Annotated in this window: 14 protein-coding genes and 1 pseudogene; 14 read left to right on the top strand and 1 reads right to left on the bottom strand. The window is 67.0% G+C overall.

Annotated features, from left to right (window positions below):
- Positions 1-3 precede the first annotated feature (3 nt).
- The 5 genes from AB4Z09_RS21975 to AB4Z09_RS21955 all read left to right on the top strand — a co-directional run bounded on the left by AB4Z09_RS21975 (position 4) and on the right by AB4Z09_RS21955 (position 4348).
- Positions 4-576, top strand: a complete 573-nt coding sequence (locus AB4Z09_RS21975) for an aromatic-ring-hydroxylating dioxygenase subunit beta (RefSeq protein ID WP_114718916.1) — start codon at positions 4-6, stop codon at positions 574-576.
- Between the two features lie 64 nt (positions 577-640).
- A complete protein-coding gene (locus AB4Z09_RS21970; protein ID WP_442240659.1) occupies positions 641-1522 on the top strand; it encodes an alpha/beta fold hydrolase in 882 nt (293 codons plus the stop codon).
- Entirely contained in the window at positions 1519-2355 is an 837-nt protein-coding gene (gene hcaB / locus AB4Z09_RS21965) for a 3-(cis-5,6-dihydroxycyclohexa-1,3-dien-1-yl)propanoate dehydrogenase (RefSeq protein WP_114718914.1), read from the top strand. Before AB4Z09_RS21970 ends, hcaB begins: the two co-directional genes overlap by 4 nt.
- Complete coding sequence (locus AB4Z09_RS21960; RefSeq protein ID WP_174912240.1) at positions 2352-3953, top strand: acyl-CoA synthetase; 1602 nt, start codon at positions 2352-2354, stop codon at positions 3951-3953. Before hcaB ends, AB4Z09_RS21960 begins: the two co-directional genes overlap by 4 nt.
- Entirely contained in the window at positions 3950-4348 is a 399-nt protein-coding gene (locus AB4Z09_RS21955) for a hypothetical protein (RefSeq protein ID WP_174912243.1), read from the top strand. The genes AB4Z09_RS21960 and AB4Z09_RS21955 overlap by 4 nt, the downstream gene beginning before the upstream one ends.
- 539 nt (positions 4349-4887) lie before the next feature.
- On the opposite strand, the gene AB4Z09_RS21950 is transcribed toward AB4Z09_RS21955, so the two are convergent.
- The gene (locus AB4Z09_RS21950) at positions 4888-6183 is read right to left on the bottom strand and encodes a helix-turn-helix transcriptional regulator (RefSeq protein WP_114718911.1); all 1296 of its coding nucleotides are present in this window, start codon (positions 6181-6183) and stop codon (positions 4888-4890) included.
- 264 nt (positions 6184-6447) lie between these two features.
- Between AB4Z09_RS21950 and AB4Z09_RS21945 the strand changes: the two genes are divergently transcribed.
- From AB4Z09_RS21945 to AB4Z09_RS21905, 9 genes and pseudogenes are all read left to right on the top strand, one after another.
- Positions 6448-6870 carry a hypothetical protein gene (locus AB4Z09_RS21945; protein WP_174912246.1) on the top strand — a complete coding sequence of 141 codons (423 nt, stop codon included), beginning with the start codon at positions 6448-6450 and terminating at the stop codon, positions 6868-6870.
- Between the two features lie 467 nt (positions 6871-7337).
- Entirely contained in the window at positions 7338-8090 is a 753-nt protein-coding gene (locus tag AB4Z09_RS21940) for an IclR family transcriptional regulator (protein ID WP_254622615.1), read from the top strand.
- Positions 8091-8166: 76 nt separating this feature from the next.
- A complete protein-coding gene (locus tag AB4Z09_RS21935; RefSeq protein WP_114718908.1) occupies positions 8167-8934 on the top strand; it encodes an HD domain-containing protein in 768 nt (255 codons plus the stop codon).
- Positions 8935-8936: 2 nt separating this feature from the next.
- A pseudogene (locus AB4Z09_RS21930) lies at positions 8937-10205 on the top strand (cytochrome P450); the annotation flags it as partial.
- Between the two features lie 57 nt (positions 10206-10262).
- On the top strand, positions 10263-11336 hold the full coding sequence (locus AB4Z09_RS21925) for a PEP/pyruvate-binding domain-containing protein (protein ID WP_114719001.1): 1074 nt from the start codon (positions 10263-10265) through the stop codon (positions 11334-11336).
- A 68-nt stretch (positions 11337-11404) separates the two neighbouring features.
- A complete protein-coding gene (locus AB4Z09_RS21920) occupies positions 11405-13219 on the top strand; it encodes a PEP-utilizing enzyme (protein WP_114718907.1) in 1815 nt (604 codons plus the stop codon).
- A 1-nt stretch (position 13220) separates the two neighbouring features.
- Positions 13221-13958 (top strand): SDR family NAD(P)-dependent oxidoreductase, encoded by a 738-nt coding sequence (locus AB4Z09_RS21915; RefSeq protein WP_114718906.1) that lies wholly within the window; start codon positions 13221-13223, stop codon positions 13956-13958.
- A gap of 11 nt (positions 13959-13969) precedes the next feature.
- On the top strand, positions 13970-14290 hold the full coding sequence (locus AB4Z09_RS21910; RefSeq protein WP_114718905.1) for a 2Fe-2S iron-sulfur cluster-binding protein: 321 nt from the start codon (positions 13970-13972) through the stop codon (positions 14288-14290).
- A 2-nt stretch (positions 14291-14292) separates the two neighbouring features.
- Positions 14293-15600 carry an NAD(P)/FAD-dependent oxidoreductase gene (locus AB4Z09_RS21905; protein WP_114718904.1) on the top strand — a complete coding sequence of 436 codons (1308 nt, stop codon included), beginning with the start codon at positions 14293-14295 and terminating at the stop codon, positions 15598-15600.
- Positions 15601-15604 lie beyond the last annotated feature (4 nt).

Below are 15604 nucleotides of genomic sequence, written 5' to 3'. Positions count from 1 at the left end.
CTCATGGCAACCGACACCACCCAGCCGACCACGCAGCGCCCCACCGCCGACGCCGACACCCACTTCCGGGTGCAGCAGCTGTACTTCCACGAAGCAGAGCTGATCGACGACGGCCGGTTCACCGACTGGCTCGACCTGCTGGCGGAGGACCTGCACTACTGGGCTCCCACCCGCACCAACCGCCTGCGGCGCCAGCAGTCGCTCGCGGTCGCCGCGCGCGGTGAGGCCGCATTCTTCGACGAGACCCGCGCCAGCCTGGCGTGGCGCATCCGCCGCTTCGACTCCGGCATGGCGTGGGCGGAGGATCCGCCGTCGCGCACCCGGCACCTGGTGAGCAACGTCGTGGTCCGCCACGCCGACGAGGACGAGCGCGAGATCGGCCAATGGCACGTCCGCTCGAACTTCCTCGTCTACCGCAACCGTCTCGAACGCGAGGTCGACATCTACTCGGGCGGACGCGAGGACATCCTCCGCGAGAACCCCGACGGCCCTCCCGGCTCGCTGCTCGTCGCCCGCCGCACGATCCTGCTCGACCAGAACGTGTTGCTGGCCAAGAACATCAGCACCTTCTTCTGATCGCGCCACGGCGACGATCCCCTCCCGACACCGACTCTTCCCAGACACAGGAGCGCGTGAAACAGTGACAACGAATGCAGCGGCGGAGACAGCCCTGAGCACCCGCGAGGTCGAAACCTCGCTGGGCACCATCAAGGTGAGCGAGGCCGGCAGTGGCCCCGTCCTGGTGATGCTGCACGGCGGCGGCCCGGGCGCGTCGGCGATCGCCAACTACAGCCAGAACCTGCCGGCACTGACGCCGCACTTCCGCGTTGTCCTGCCGGACCAGCCGGGCTTCGGCGGCAGCTACCGCCCCACCGACGAGGACCTGCACGAGCGCAGCATCACGCAGATCACCGTCGACGCACTGATCCAGACCCTCGATGCGATGGGCATCGAGAAGTTCCATCTCATGGGCAACAGCCTCGGCGGCGCCGCCGCGATCGCGCTCGCGCTCGCCGTCCCCGAGCGGGTGACCCGTCTGGTGCTGATGGCGCYGGGCGGCGGCTGGCTGCCGTTCGGCCCGACGCCGACCGAGGGCCAGAAGGCCATGTTCCGCTACTACAACGGCGGCGGCCCGAGCGTGAAGAAGATGAAGGACTTCGTCCGCACGATGGTCGCCGATCCCAAGCAGTTCGACGACGCGAACATCGAGGCCCGCTACGAGGCGTCGCTCGACGAGAGCCACATCGAGTTCTACCACCGCTACAACGCCGCGTTCGCCCGCCGCCACGGCATGGATCCGCTGTGGCGCAACGCCCACAAGATCAAGGCTCCGACGCTGCTGCTGTGGGGCACCGAGGACCGCACCATCACGTTCGAGGGCTCGCAGCTGATGCTCAAGCAGATCCCCGACGTGCAGTTGCACGCGTTCAGCAAGTGCGGCCACTGGGTCCAGGTCGAGCGTCAGAAGGAGTTCGAGCGGCTCGTGGCCGACTTCCTGGCGGACTGTTCGGGGGACGCATGACCGGGTGGCTCGAGGGCAACGTCGCCCTCATCACCGGCGGAGGCTCCGGGCTGGGCCGGGCGATCGCCGAGCGCTTCCTCGCCGAGGGTGCCTCCGTCGTGGTCGCCGACCGTGACACCGCCAAGCTGGACGACCTGATCGAGTCGGTCGGCGATCTCGCCGACCGGGTGCACACCGTCGAGGCCGACGTCCGGTCCACCACCGACCAGCATCGCGCGGTCACCGAGGCCGTCGCGCGCTTCGGTAAACTCGACACCCTGGTGCCGAACGCGGGTATCTGGGACTACCAGCGCAGCATCACCCGGCTGGACGGCGACGCGTTGTCCGCGGCATTCGACGAGCTGTTCGCCATCAACGTCAAGGGCTATCTGCTGGCCGTCGAGGCGGGGTGGCGTGAGCTGGTCAAGACCCGCGGCAGCGTCGTGATGACGCTGTCGAACTCGGCCTTCTATCCGAACGGAGGCGGACCGCTGTACACCGCGAGCAAGCACGCCTGCCGCGGACTCGTGCTCGAACTGGCGTACGAGCTGGCTCCCAAGGTTCGCGTCAACGGTGTCGCTGCCGGCGGCATGCGCACCGACCTGCGCGGCCCCGAGTCGATCGGACTGGCCGACCGTTCCATCGAGGCGTCGTTCGCGCGCGGCACCACGACGGGTGACAACCCGCTCCTGCCGCTGCACGACGCGAGTGTCGAACCTGCCGATTTCACGGCGCCGTACGTGCTGCTGGCCTCCGCGGCCAACAGTTCCAACATCACCGGTGCGATCATTCCCGTCGACGGCGGCATCGCCGCTCGCGGATTCCGCACCGCAGCGGGCGGAGACGATCTGTGAGCACCGACAAGACCCCTGTGAACATCAGCCCCGCCCGCGCACTGCAGTCGCTGGGCCGACTGCACGGCGCCAACACCGCCCTCATCTACGAGGGCCAGGAGCTGAACTACCGCGAGCTCACCGCGCGCGTGCACTCGGCGGCGCTGGCGCTGCACGCGACGGGCGTCCGCAAGGGCGACCGGGTGGGCTACCTCGGCCTCAACAGCCCGACCTTCCTCGTGAGCTACCTCGCGTCGGCGTGGGTTGGCGCGGTCTTCGTGCCGGTCAACTTCCGGCTCGCTTCCGCCGAAATCGCCTACCAGCTGGGCGATTTCGGACCGCGCGTGCTGGTCGTCGAGCCCGGCCACATGCCGCTGGTCGACGAGATCGACCCGGCGGTGCTTCCGCCGCGGCTCATCGCGGTCGACAACGACGACGCGGTGCCGCTGACCGACGAGCCGTCCGAGCGCTGGGAGAAGCTGACAGCCGCACTTGCACGGGGCGCGGCACTCGAGGTGGAACTCACCCCGCTCCCCCGCTTCGCGGACGACCTGGCCGCGCTGATGTACACGTCGGGTACGACCGGCCGCCCCAAGGGCGTCATGCTCACGCACGGCAACATCTGGTGGAACTCGTTCAACGTGGACTCCGTGGTGGACACCAACCGCCGCGACGTGAACCTCGCGGTGGCGCCGCTGTTCCACATCGGGTGCCTCAACTCGTTCACGCTGCGCAGCCTCGCCCGCGGCGGTGCGACGCTGGTGCGCCGCACGTTCGACCCGGCCCGCACGCTCGCCGACCTGGTGGAGTACAAGATCAACACGATCTTCGCGGTGCCGGCCATGTTCTCGGCGATCGCCCAGTTGCCGCACTTCGCGGACGCGGACCTCTCGCACCTGCGCTCGGCGATCGTTGCCGGCGCGCCGGTGCCGCCCAGCCTGGTCAAGGAATACGGCCACCACGGTGTCGCGCTGCAGCAGGCGTGGGGCCTGACCGAGACGGCGCCGTTCGCGACGTCACTGCCGCCCGAGCGCACGCTCGAGCGGGCGTCGTCGGCGGGTCTGCCGATGCCGTTCACGGAGATCAAGATCGTCGATCCGGTGACCGGTGCAACGCTCACCGAGCCCAACGCGGCCGGCGAGATCTGCGTGCGCGGACCGAACGTCACCCCGGGCTACTGGGCCAACCAGAAGGCCACGGACGCGGCGTTCGATGCCGAGAACTGGTTCCACTCGGGTGACCTCGGCTGCCTCGACGAGGAGGGATTCCTCTACATCGTCGACCGGATCAAGGACATGGTCATCACGGGCGGCGAGAACGTCTACCCGGCCGAGGTCGAACGGGTGCTCGTCGAGTACCCGGGCGTGACCGACGCGGCCGTCGTCGGCGCCCCGGACCCCAAGTGGGGCGAGATCGTCGTCGCGGTCCTCGTCGTGTCGACCGACACCGATCCGACGCTCGAGGAGATCCGCGAGTTCACCAGCGAGCGCCTCGCGCGGTACAAGCTCCCCAAGGAGCTGCTGGTGCTGGACTCGCTGCCGCGCAACGGATCCGGAAAGCTCGACAAGGTCTCGCTGCGCAAGCTGGCCGCCGACGGCCACGGCTCGCTGAGCCGATGAGCACGCCGGGCTGGCCGCTCACGTACGGCGTCAACGACGGTGACGCTCCGGTCGAGGTCCGCGCGCGGTACGCCGTGCGCGGGCCGCTCGGCAACGCGTACCCGGCCGGCATCGCCGACCTGGAGCTCGACATCCGTGGCCCGCGCGACGCCGAGACCCTGCGCGGGCTCGGGGAGCGGGTCCTTCGAGAGAACCCGGCCTGCCGACGCATCGTGCTGCCGGTCCCGGCCGGCGACCTGGCCGCGATCGCGTTCGCGGAGGACGCCGGGTTCCGGTACGTCGTCGACGTCGACGTCCCGGGCGAGCGCCGGGGGATCACCGAGCTCTCCCTCCTGGTCATGGAGCCCGGCTGGGTCGCCGACGCGCCGACCGCCGTCGACGACCTCCCCCTCTGATCACGCCGCACGGGCGGTGGGATTCCACCGAATCCCACTGCCCGTCTTACGTTTTCGGGGCCTCCCGCGGCGCCCCCATACGAGACACCTTCCGGTACATCCGTCAGTGCGTCGCCCCGGGTGCCGGCCTCGACTCATCGATGTCACGCACTCCTACTGGCACTGGCACTGCAGATTCGACGTTACGGCCCATCCGCCTGCGAGCGCATCGCGGTACCAATTCAAGATCTCCTGCGCGTCGGACGACACGATTCGTCGTGGTCTCCTCGCCGGAATCGACTCCGAACCCATCGCAGCCCCGCCTTCCGACGCTGTCAGCGCACCTTCCCGAAACACCGACTGAGCGGCATCCCCCGATACTGCCCGTAGTTGTCGATCCGCGAGAATCGTGCGTGCAGGGCCACATCCGCGAACACCTGCAGGATCTGCTCCCGTGTCCTGACGGCAGGGCCCTATCGACTACCTCACACAAGCGCTCGCCCAAGCTCATCCGGAAGCGAGTCACAGAAATCCCGGTATGCGGCCGGCACTGTTCGAAGCTATGGCCCGGGGTTGCCTGCCGGGCCGATGGACAGAAGGAGTCGGACGAGTTCGGCCTGGCGGTGCGTGGTGGTCTTCTCGAAGATGTGCTGAAGATGGGTTCTGACCGTGGTGGTCGAGACGGAGAGTTCCTCGGCGATCGGCCTCAACCCATCGCCCTGAGCGACCCGCAGCGCAACCTCCGCCTCCGTGCTGGTGAGCGCGTACAGCCGGCGCAACATGGCGGTGTCCAATTTGGGTACGCGATCGGGGTCGTCGATCACCACGAGTGCGGTGGCCTTCGATGCGTCCAGTCCGATGGTTTCCTCGACGGTCTCCGCACTGAGAGGGACCACGTGAACTGCATATTCGCATCGTCCGGACGGGCGGGGGCAGGAGACTGAGCCTCCGGAGGAAACACCGTCGCCGTGTGCGTTCAGCGCGCGGTACATGAGAGAGCGGAGTTCTCGATCAGAACGCGTGAGGGACGCTGAAATAGATCCCTGCCGATCGAGGTGAAGGCCGTCGCCGGAAACGAAGATTCTCTCGGCTGCGGTGTTGAGGTGCAGAATCCGTGTGTCCGGTCCAATGATCACGATGCCGCGCGACACCTGCTCGAGCGCCGCGGACAGGTCGCGTTCACTCTGCGCAAGGTCCGCGAGTCTCGCTTGGGTGTGAATTGCCTGTTGTAGGTGCGGAATCAACTGTCGGAACGACGAAAGCCGATCGGTGGTTCCGAACGGTTCCGGGCCACGCTCGGCGGCAACTCCCAGCCACGCGGTGTTGCTACCGCTGGTCAGTCGGACGAACAGGCCGTCCTCGAAATGATTGGGGCGGCACCAGTCGGCGTAGAACTCCGTGTTCACGTGGGGGTAGATCAACTCGGTGCCGGTGTGAATGATGCCGATCGGAGCGCTTTCCACGACTTCTGCCACATAGTCGAGTCGACCGTAGTACTCGTTGTAGGCGGCTTGTGCGGAAGGCTCACCACCGACCTGCCAGTCGGCTCGTCGCTTGCTCCTCGACGACGTCAGCAGGCCGGAACCGTGACCGTCGAAGGCGCGTACGAGACCGCGGAGTACCGAATTCCACTGTTCGGGAGCGAGGGCCGTCGCGTAGATGGCGGACACAAGGCGGGAGAATTCATCGACTCTGATCATCGACCACCCCTTGTGGAGGTCGGGTGCACAGCACGGGGTTCTTCGATTATCGCCGATTTCGTCTGTTTGCACGAGGTCGAATTCGGCAATGAGTGATGTTCTGGTTCTGGGCCTTCGAGCACGAATCCGAATTACATCCGCTTTCGGGACGATCATGGACCCACATCTACCCTGAAGCGCTTAGGGAGTCGCGATGGGAGCCGATGAAAACCCTTACTGGCCAATGCTTCCGGATGGATCTCGCTGGTGCACCTCACGTCGGACACCGACCGCTACCGCCAAACTCGAATCCGATCCGGTCGCTTGCACCGCAGTCGTCAACCATTACCAATGGCGGTCCCCAGGCCGCGAAATCGCGTCCATAAGTGACCCACTACACTCGAGGTGAGAATTGTGACATACGCCACTATGCCCATAAATGTGGCAACTCCCGACCAGGCCCATTTGCCGGCCACCCATGACCAGACCCGTCAGACAGTCACCCGATGGACGATCAGCGGTGTCGGAATCGCTCGGATCCTCTACGGCATCCTCCCCCTGGCACTCCTGGCCAACGGATTCGCGGCAGGTACCGGTATCGCGACCGCAGTACTCGCGACCATAGGGGTCGGGTTCGTCATCCAAGGCATCGCCATGACAGCGCTGGCGAGGGCGCTCACCGACATCGACGCCGCCGTGATCATCTCGGTCGTGCTCGATGCACTCGTCGCCGTCGTCGCGCTCGTGCTCATGGTCGCCGGATGGAACCAACTCACCGCTGCTGCAGGACTGGTAGTGCTCGGCGCGATGGCAGCGGCCACCGTCTCCGCTGTCATCGTCACTATGACGTCCACCCCGTTCTGACGCGGGATCACCAGGCTCCGAGCGTCCCATGCCCTCCGATGGAGCGGAGGACCGGCGGCGCATCGAGGTAGTCGACACCAGCCGTCCGGCTTTCCGGCCAGTGTGATTACTGTCACCTGCACGATGCCGCCCGGATGACGTTCGTGGCGTCGCCGGGATCGACGCTGGAAGCACCGTGGCTGCAGTTTGCGATGATGGGTCGCTGGAGGAACCGACTCGACGCGGCGGAACCGGGTCAGGCTCGCCCGTTCGGCCACCCGACTCCGCCGGAACCCTCGTCCACGCGTACGTCGTCAGCGGCAGGATGCGAGTCGGCCAGGGTAACGAGCTCACCGATCTCCACCCCGGCGATGTAGTGACGATCGGCCCGATGGAGCAGGATCTGGGGACGAGGGGGCCCTAGAGTCGGAAGGCGGTTCGACATGGCAGGTACTCCCCGGGAAGCCGGCCGAACCACAGCATCGCGCGTGCTCGCAATCCTGGAGGTATTCGGGGAGGATCCTGGCCCACACGCGTTGAGCACCATCGCGGCCGCGACGAGCATGCCGCTGACGACGGTTCATCGCCTGGTCGGCGAACTCGAGCAGTGGGGCGCACTGCTGCGCGGACCCGACGGCCGCTACCAGATCGGCATCCGGCTGTGGGAAATCGGTCAGAACGCCGGGCTCCGGCTCCGCGACATCGTCCATCCGCCGCTCCAGGACCTCTTCGATCTCACCCACGAGACCGTTCACTTCGTGGTGCGCCGCGGTACCGAAGTGATCTACGTCGATCGCATCTACGGAAGCAGACGCGTCCCCCGACTGGCGCGCGTCGGCAGCCGACTCCCCCTGCACCCGACCGCTGTCGGCAAGGTGCTCCTGGCATACCAGGACCCGTGGTTCAGGGAGACGTACCTGGCCCACACTCTCGAGCGTCGCTCGAGATTCACGATCACCGAACCGGCGCGGCTCGCGCGCGAACTCGACACCATCCGTGAACAGGGCTACGCGAGGACCCAGGAGGAGATGGCCCTCGGGTCCTGTTCGGTGGCGATACCGGTCCGCGCGCCGAACGACGAAGTCGTCGCAGCGATCGGAATCGTGCTCCCGAGCAGCCGATCGGCCGACATTGCGCGCTTCCTTCCCCCACTCCGCGGCACCGGCGCGCGGCTGGAGAAGGTCTTCAAGGCTTTGCCGCAGCCCGTTGAACAGGCAATACGAACCTTCTGGCTCGGTTGATTCCGTTCATCGGAAGATCCTGCTTGGCTGCGTCGCGGGCGGAAGCAAGAGTGGTCCACGTCATAAGGAGGACGACATGGAGACCGCCACCACACGGCACCGAGGCGACGCTGACGACACCGGCCTCCTCGGCAGGGACATCCGGGCTCTCGTTCCGGCGACCGGTGACGTTCCGCACCTGATCGACATGGACCCGCCTCAGGATCGCATCTGGCGGCGCGCTGCTCCGTACCTACGGGTACGGGACAACGACGCCCACACCCTGTATGCCTTCGGCATCGCCCGCGCGCTACTCGACCAGGTACCGGGGGCGCGGCCCGAGATCGTGCTGCCGGCGATCCTGCTCCACGACGTCGGGTGGTCGACGGTCCCGGAGGAACTGGTGCTGGAGGCGATCGCGCCACGGCCGCGGCACCCGGAACTGGTCCGCGTCCACGAGATCGAGGGCGCCGCGATCGCGCGGTCGATCCTCGGCGACCTCGGCACACCCGACACCGACATCGACGAGATCGCCGCAATCATCGACGGTCACGACAGCCGCCGCGAGGCCACAAGCCCCAGCGACGCGGTCGTCAAGGATGCCGACAAGCTCTGGCGGATCACACCGCACGGACTGGCCACCGTCGGCCGATGGTTCGGGCTCGCCCAGTCCGAGACGCTCCGACTCGTGGGGTCCCGAACCCACGCCCACCTGTGCACCGAACCGGCCCGAGTGATGGCTCGCGCGTTCGCCGCGATCGCGTCGACCGACGTGTCACCGCAGCTTCGCGAACTGTCTTCCGCCGCAACGAATACCTCAGACACCGCGCTCTACGAGCACCCGACACCCCGATTCCAGGAGTGAACATGTCCGCGCCGACACAGAAGACGACCGACACCGTCTCCACGGGTGGTTGCCCCGTCGCCCACCATGGCTACGAACCGTTCGACATGAACGATCCGTTCTCGGCCTACGCCCGACTCCGCTCGGCGGAACCCGTCATGTTCGACGAGCGGATCGACTGCTGGGTGGTCACCCGCTACGAGGACATCAAGGCCGTCTTCGACAACTGGGAGGTCTTCAGCAGCGAGAACGCCCAGGCACCGGTGCGTGAACGGGGGCCGCAGGCCAAGCAGATCATGAACGACGGCGGGTTCACCGCCTACTCCGGACTGTCCGCCCGGAGGCCGCCGGAGCACACCCGCATCCGCAAGGCGACCTCGAAGGCGTTCACTCCACGCCGCTACAAGGCACTCGAGCCGTTCGTCCGCGCGAATGTCGATCAGCAACTGCGGGCCCTGCTCGCGCACGAGGACCGCCGCGGTGACCTGCTGCGCGACCTCGCCTACGACGTGCCGACCGTGACGATCCTGACACTGATCGGCGCCGACACGAGCCAGGTCGACCAGTACAAGCGCTGGTCCGACTCCCGCGCCGCGATGACGTGGGGCAATCTGAGCGACGAGCAGCAGATTCCGCACGCGCACAACCTGGTCGAGTATTGGCAGGAGTGCCGGCGACTGGTCGCCCACGCCCACGAGCACGGTGGGGACAACCTCGTCGCCGACCTGGTGCGCGCCCAGCAAGAGGGCACCGAGATCACCGACCACGAGATCGCGTCGGTCTGCTACAGCCTGCTGTTCGCCGGGCACGAGACGACCACGACACTGATCTCCAATACGCTGCGACTGCTCCTGGCCCACAGGGAGCAGTGGGCGGCGCTACGGGACGATCCGAAGAAGATCCCGAAGGCCGTCGAGGAGGTGCTGCGCTTCTCCCCCTCGATCGTCGCGTGGCGCCGAAAGGCACTCGAGGACACGATGATCGGCGAAACGGCCATTCCCGCCGGGGCGAACGTCCTGCTCGTGATGGGCTCCGCCAACAGGGACGAGTCGTACTTCGCCGATCCCGAGACGTTCGACATCACTCGGGACAATGCGCGCGAGCACCTCGCCTTCGGCTTCGGCCTGCACTACTGCCTGGGCAACATGCTCGCCAAGCTCCAGACCCGCGTCGTCGTCGAGGAGGTACTGAAAACAGCGCCGTTCCTCGAACTCGTAGATCCCGACGCGATCACGTTCGGCGAGAACCTGTCGTTCCGGGCCCCGACGTCGGTACCGGTACGGTGGGACGCACTCGGCGAGAGCGGGGCCGACACCGACGGCACCACCGAGACCGCGTCGGCACGGTACATCCAGTTCTTCGACAGCCCGCGGGAACCGCAGCACGATCAGTTGGGCGGCAAGTGCGCGTCGCTGGTGTCGCTGACGGCGGCCGGCATGCCGGTGCCACCCGGCTTCGCACTCACCACGACGCTGTACGACGATTTCATCGCGACGGCCGGAATCGCCGACGAGATCCGTGAGCTGCTCGCCGGCCTCGATCCCGAGGACGTCACCCGCGTGGATGATATCTCCATCCGGATCAGGGACGCGATCACCTCGCGCCCGGTCCCGGAGCCGCTGCGGCGCTTGACGATCGACGCATACGAGCGCCTGCAGTCACGATTCGAGCACCCCGTGCCGGTGGCTGTGCGGTCGTCGGCGACCGCGGAGGATCTGCCCGACGCCAGCTTCGCCGGCCAGCAGGACACCTACCTGTGGCTCAACGGGGTCGACGAGGTACTCGAGCACATCCGGCACTGCTGGGCATCGCTCTACACCAGTCGCGCGATCACGTACCGGCTGAAGAACAACATCCCCGACGCTGGACTCTCGATGGCCGTGGCGGTCCAGAAGATGGTCAGTGCCAGGGTCGCCGGCGTCGCGATGACGATGGACCCCACCAACGGGGACCGCTCGAAGATCACCGTCGACGCGTCGTACGGTGTCGGCGAGATGGTGGTCTCCGGTCAGGTCACCCCGGACAACATCGTGCTCGACAAGGTGATGCTGACCGTGGTGTCCGAGACGATCGGCGACAAACACGCCGAACTGGTTCCCGATCCCGTCTCCCACCGCCTCGTCGAGCGTGAGGTCGACGCCGACCGCCGCGCCTGCCGGAGCCTGAGCGACGAGGAACTGAAGGCCGTCGCCGCGATCGCCAAACGCGCCGAGAAGCACTACGGATGCCCGCAGGACATCGAGTGGGCACTCGACGCCGACCTCCCGGACGGCGAGAACCTCCTGCTGCTGCAGTCCCGCCCCGAAACCGTGTGGTCTGCAAAACCCGCTCAGGACAAGGCAACCGAGACCACCAAGCCTGCTCGACGGAGCTTCGACATGAGCTCGATCAGCCGAGCAATGACCAAGCCGCGCTCCGCCTGATCCGACCGCGCACTCCGCGTACAGATCCAGCACCCGCCCCGCACCGCTTTCCTTCCAGAGGAACTCCTATGACGATGAAGTCCTTTCCGAGCCCCTTCGACCTCGAGACGCCCGCGGGCGCCGAGGGGTGGGAGGAGCTCTACCCGTACAACATGGTCTTCCAGCCGAACCGCAAGGAGGTCGACGACGCCAAGTTCTGGTTCTGCGACAGCCAGCACTGGCCCACGGTCTTCAAGCCCTTCGAGACCATCGGCGGTGAATTCGCCGTCAAGTGCCTGGGCCAGTACAACACCCGGCACCTGCTCATCCCGAACTCCAACGGCATCGAGTTCAAGATGCACCTCGGCTATCTGTACATGTCGCCGATCCCCGCTCCCGAGGAGGAGTTCGACACCCGCGCACCGCAGTTCGAGGAGCGCGCGGCGTACTACTACCAGAACTGGGAGCCACTGCTCGAGCAGTGGCACAAGAAGGTCCGCCAGACGATCGACGAGATGAACGCGCTGTCGTTCGCGAAGCTGCCCGACATGGTGTCGATCGAGGACATCCGCTCGGGGAAGGCCATGGACGGCACCGAGGTTCTGCTCGAGAACTACGACCGGCTGATCCAGCTCTGCTACCAGAACTGGCAGTACCACTTCGAGTTCCTCAACCTCGGGTACATCGCGTACCTCGACTTCTTCGGCTTCTGTAAGGAGGTGTTCCCGAACATCCCCGACCAGTCGATCGCGACGATGGTCCAGGGCGTCGACATGGAGCTGTTCCGGCCCGACGACGAACTCAAGGGCCTCGCGAAGCTGGCCGTCGAGCTCGGGCTGACCGGGCTGTTCGACAACACGGACGACCCGGACGGCACCCTGGCCCGGATCGCGGCGGCGGAGAACGGCGCCCGGTGGATCACCCAGTACGAAGGCGCCCAGGATCCGTGGTTCAACTTCACCGTCGGCAACGGCTTCTACGGCCACGACAAGTACTGGATCGAGCACCAGGAACTGCCGCTCGGCTACATCGCCGACTACATCCGGCGCCTCGGCGAGGGGCAAGACATCATGCGCCCGGTCGCCGAACTGGCCGCCGAGCGCGACCGGATCGCCGAGGAGTACCGCGACCTGCTCGACGACGACACGCGAGAGTCGTTCGACGCCAAGCTCGGACTGGCCCGCACCGCCTACCCGTACGTCGAGAACCACAACTTCTACATCGAGCACTGGACGATGGGCGTCTTCTGGCGCAAGGTCCGCGAGCTCTCCCGCATGCTGCATGAGGAAGGGTTCTGGCCCGAGCAGGACGACCTGCTCTACCTCAAGCGCGGCGAGGTGCGCGAAGCCCTGTTCGACCTCGCCACCGCATGGGCCGTCGGCGCCGAGCCGACCGGACCGCACTACTGGCCCGCCGAGATCGAACGCCGTCGAGGCATCGTCGACGCGCTGAAGTCCCGCCGCCCCGAGCCGGCGCTCAACACGCCCCCGGAGTTCATCACCGAGCCGTTCACGAGCATGCTCTACGGCATCACCACCGAGCAGGTCCAGCAGTGGCTCAACGACGACGACCAGTCCGGCGACAATCTCCGTGGCATGGCCGCGTCGCCGGGTGTCGTGGAAGGCATCGCCCGCGTGATCACCAGTTCAGACGAACTGGCTCTCGTCCAGGACGGCGAGATTCTCGTCGCCCCGGTCACCGCTCCGTCCTGGGGCCCGATCTTCGGGAAGATCAAGGCGACGGTGACCGACATCGGCGGCATGATGAGCCACGCCGCGATCGTGTGCCGCGAGTACGGTCTGCCGGCCGTGACCGGCACCGGGTCCGCGTCGACGCAGATCAAGACCGGGCAACGCCTGCACGTCGACGGCACCAAGGGTGTCGTCACGATCGTGGGCGAGTGACATGCGAACCGTTCTGATCACCGGTGGCGCAGGAGGACTCGGCCGCGCATTCGCGGAAGGATTCGCCGACCGCGGCTACCGGGTGGCCGTCGCCGACATCGACGCCGAGGGCGCCGAGGAGACGGCGAGACAGCTCCGCGAGCGCGGGGCCGAGGCGCTGTCGACGGCGGTGGACGTGACCTCGGTGGAATCCACCGACGCGATGGCGACCGCGGTCGCCGAGTTCGGGGGCGGCCACATCGACGTCCTCGTCAACAACGCCGCGATCTACGCCGGCGTGACCCGGTCAGCTTTCGAGGAGATCGACCCGGGCGAATGGGATCGCGTCATGGCGGTGAACCTGAAGGGGCCATGGATGTGTGCGCGGGCCTGCAGCCCGCACCTGGCAGAGGGCGGATCTGTCGTGAACCTCTCCTCCGCAACGATTCTCAGCGGATCGGCGAATTGGATGCACTACGTCGCATCGAAGGGTGGCGTGGTCGCTCTGACCCGGGTCATGGCCAAGGAGTTGGGTTCGCGGTCGATCACCGTCAACGCGATCGCTCCCGGCTTCACCCTCACCGAGGCCAGTTACGGCCTGATGGAACAGGCCGAGACCTACGGTGTCGACCGCGGCGCGATCAAGCGGGCCAGTCAGCCCGACGACATCGTCGGAGCCGCACTGTTCCTGGCCGGTCCGGACAGCAAGTACATCACCGGCCAGACACTCGTCGTCGACGGCGGCCGACAGTTCATCTAGGAGGCGCAGCAATGCCCACAGTCACCTACACCGATCACGACGGCAACTCCCGCGTCGTCGAAGGCAGTGTCGGCGATTCCGTCATGGAGGTCGCGATGCGCAACGGCGTCGCCGGCATCATCGCCGAGTGCGGAGGCTCGCTGTCCTGCGCGACGTGCCATGTCTTCGTCCGGCCGGACCAGTTCGAAGACCTGTCGGCGATGGACGACATGGAAGACGAGATGCTCTACGGCACGGCGGTGGACCGCCAGGACAACTCCCGCCTGTCCTGCCAGGTCAAACTCACGGACGGCATGAATCTGCACGTGCGCACCCCGGAAACGCAGGTGTGACAATGGTTTCCGACGACTCCGCCGCCGGCAGCGGGCTACTCGTCATCGGGTCGAGCCAGGCCGGCGTCCAGCTGGCCGGCTCGCTCCGCGCCCTCGGGTACGCCCCGCCGATCACCCTGCTGGGCGACGAAAACCACCGCCCCTACCAGCGGCCGGCACTGTCCAAGGAGTTCCTGCAGGGTCTGGTTTCCGCCGAATCGCTGATCTTCCGCAGCGCGGAATACTGGGACGAGCACCGCATTTCGCTGGTCAAGGGTGAGCGCATCACCAGCGTCGAGCGCGGGCCCGACGGGTCGGGCGTCGCCGTCGCGGCGTCCGGCACGAGGTTCCCCTTCGATCGTCTGGCGCTGACCGTCGGTGCCCGCGCGCGAACGATCGACGTACCGGGCCACCACCTGGACGGGGTGCTGTACCTGCGCAATGCCGACGACGCCCTCGAGTTGCGCCGGCGCATGCCGGACGCCACCGACATCGTTGTCGTCGGCGGCGGGTTCATCGGGATCGAGGCGGCCGCGAGCGCCCTGAAGATGGGCAAGAGCGCTACGGTGCTCGAGGCCGGGCCGCGCCTGGTCGGCCGGGCCGTCGGGCCGGAGACGTCGGAGTATCTCCTCGAGGCACACCGCACACGCGGAATGCGAATCGAGTTGGACGCCAAGGTTTCCCGGATCGTGGAAGCGGACGGCGCGGTGACGGGCGTCGAGTTGACCGACGGACGCGTCCTGCCCGCGCAGATCGTGCTCGTCGGCATCGGCGTCGTGCCCAATGTCGAACTGGCGCAGTCGATGGGACTCGTCTGCAACGACGGCGTCCGCGTCGACGAGTACGCGCTGGCCTCCGACGGCACCACGGTCGCCGTGGGTGACTGCGCAAACATGCCCAACCCCGTGCCCGGCGCCGACCCGGGCGACCGGATCCGGGTCGAGAGCGTCAACAACGCCATCGAACACGCCAAGATCGCCGCCTACTCGCTCACCGGGCGCCGCACCGAATACACCAGCATTCCGTGGTTCTGGTCGAACCAGGGCGATCTGAAGCTGCAGATCGCGGGCCTGTCGACCGGATACGACACCACGGTCGTGCGCAGGGACGAGGCGAAAGGCAAGTACACGGTTCTGTACTACCGCGGCGGACGCCTCATCGCGGCCGACTGCGTCAACAACCCGCTCGACTTCATGGCCGTGCGGGGCGCCCTAGCGAAGGGTGCCCACATCCCCGCCGATCTCGCGGCCGACCCTGCGACGGCCCTCAAGACGATCACCGCCGAGAGCGCGGACGCGCTCCCGGCTCCGACTCCATCCGAATCGAGGTAGTGCG

Source organism: Rhodococcus sp. TAF43 (assembly GCF_052113525.1).
GTDB lineage: Bacteria > Actinomycetota > Actinomycetes > Mycobacteriales > Mycobacteriaceae > Prescottella.
The sequence above is the reverse complement of the archived record's forward strand: the minus strand, read 5'-3'. Positions and strand labels throughout refer to the sequence as shown.

Coding starts and splice junctions, on each gene's coding strand:
- AB4Z09_RS21905 (WP_114718904.1), top strand. CDS start 14,293: ATGGTTTCCGACGACTCCGCCGCCGGCAGCGGGCTACTCGTCATCGGG.
- AB4Z09_RS21950 (WP_114718911.1), bottom strand. CDS start 6,183: ATGATCGTCCCGAAAGCGGATGTAATTCGGATTCGTGCTCGAAGGCCC.
- AB4Z09_RS21955 (WP_174912243.1), top strand. CDS start 3,950: ATGAGCACGCCGGGCTGGCCGCTCACGTACGGCGTCAACGACGGTGAC.
- AB4Z09_RS21975 (WP_114718916.1), top strand. CDS start 4: ATGGCAACCGACACCACCCAGCCGACCACGCAGCGCCCCACCGCCGAC.
- AB4Z09_RS21935 (WP_114718908.1), top strand. CDS start 8,167: ATGGAGACCGCCACCACACGGCACCGAGGCGACGCTGACGACACCGGC.
- AB4Z09_RS21915 (WP_114718906.1), top strand. CDS start 13,221: ATGCGAACCGTTCTGATCACCGGTGGCGCAGGAGGACTCGGCCGCGCA.
- hcaB (WP_114718914.1), top strand. CDS start 1,519: ATGACCGGGTGGCTCGAGGGCAACGTCGCCCTCATCACCGGCGGAGGC.
- AB4Z09_RS21920 (WP_114718907.1), top strand. CDS start 11,405: ATGACGATGAAGTCCTTTCCGAGCCCCTTCGACCTCGAGACGCCCGCG.
- AB4Z09_RS21910 (WP_114718905.1), top strand. CDS start 13,970: ATGCCCACAGTCACCTACACCGATCACGACGGCAACTCCCGCGTCGTC.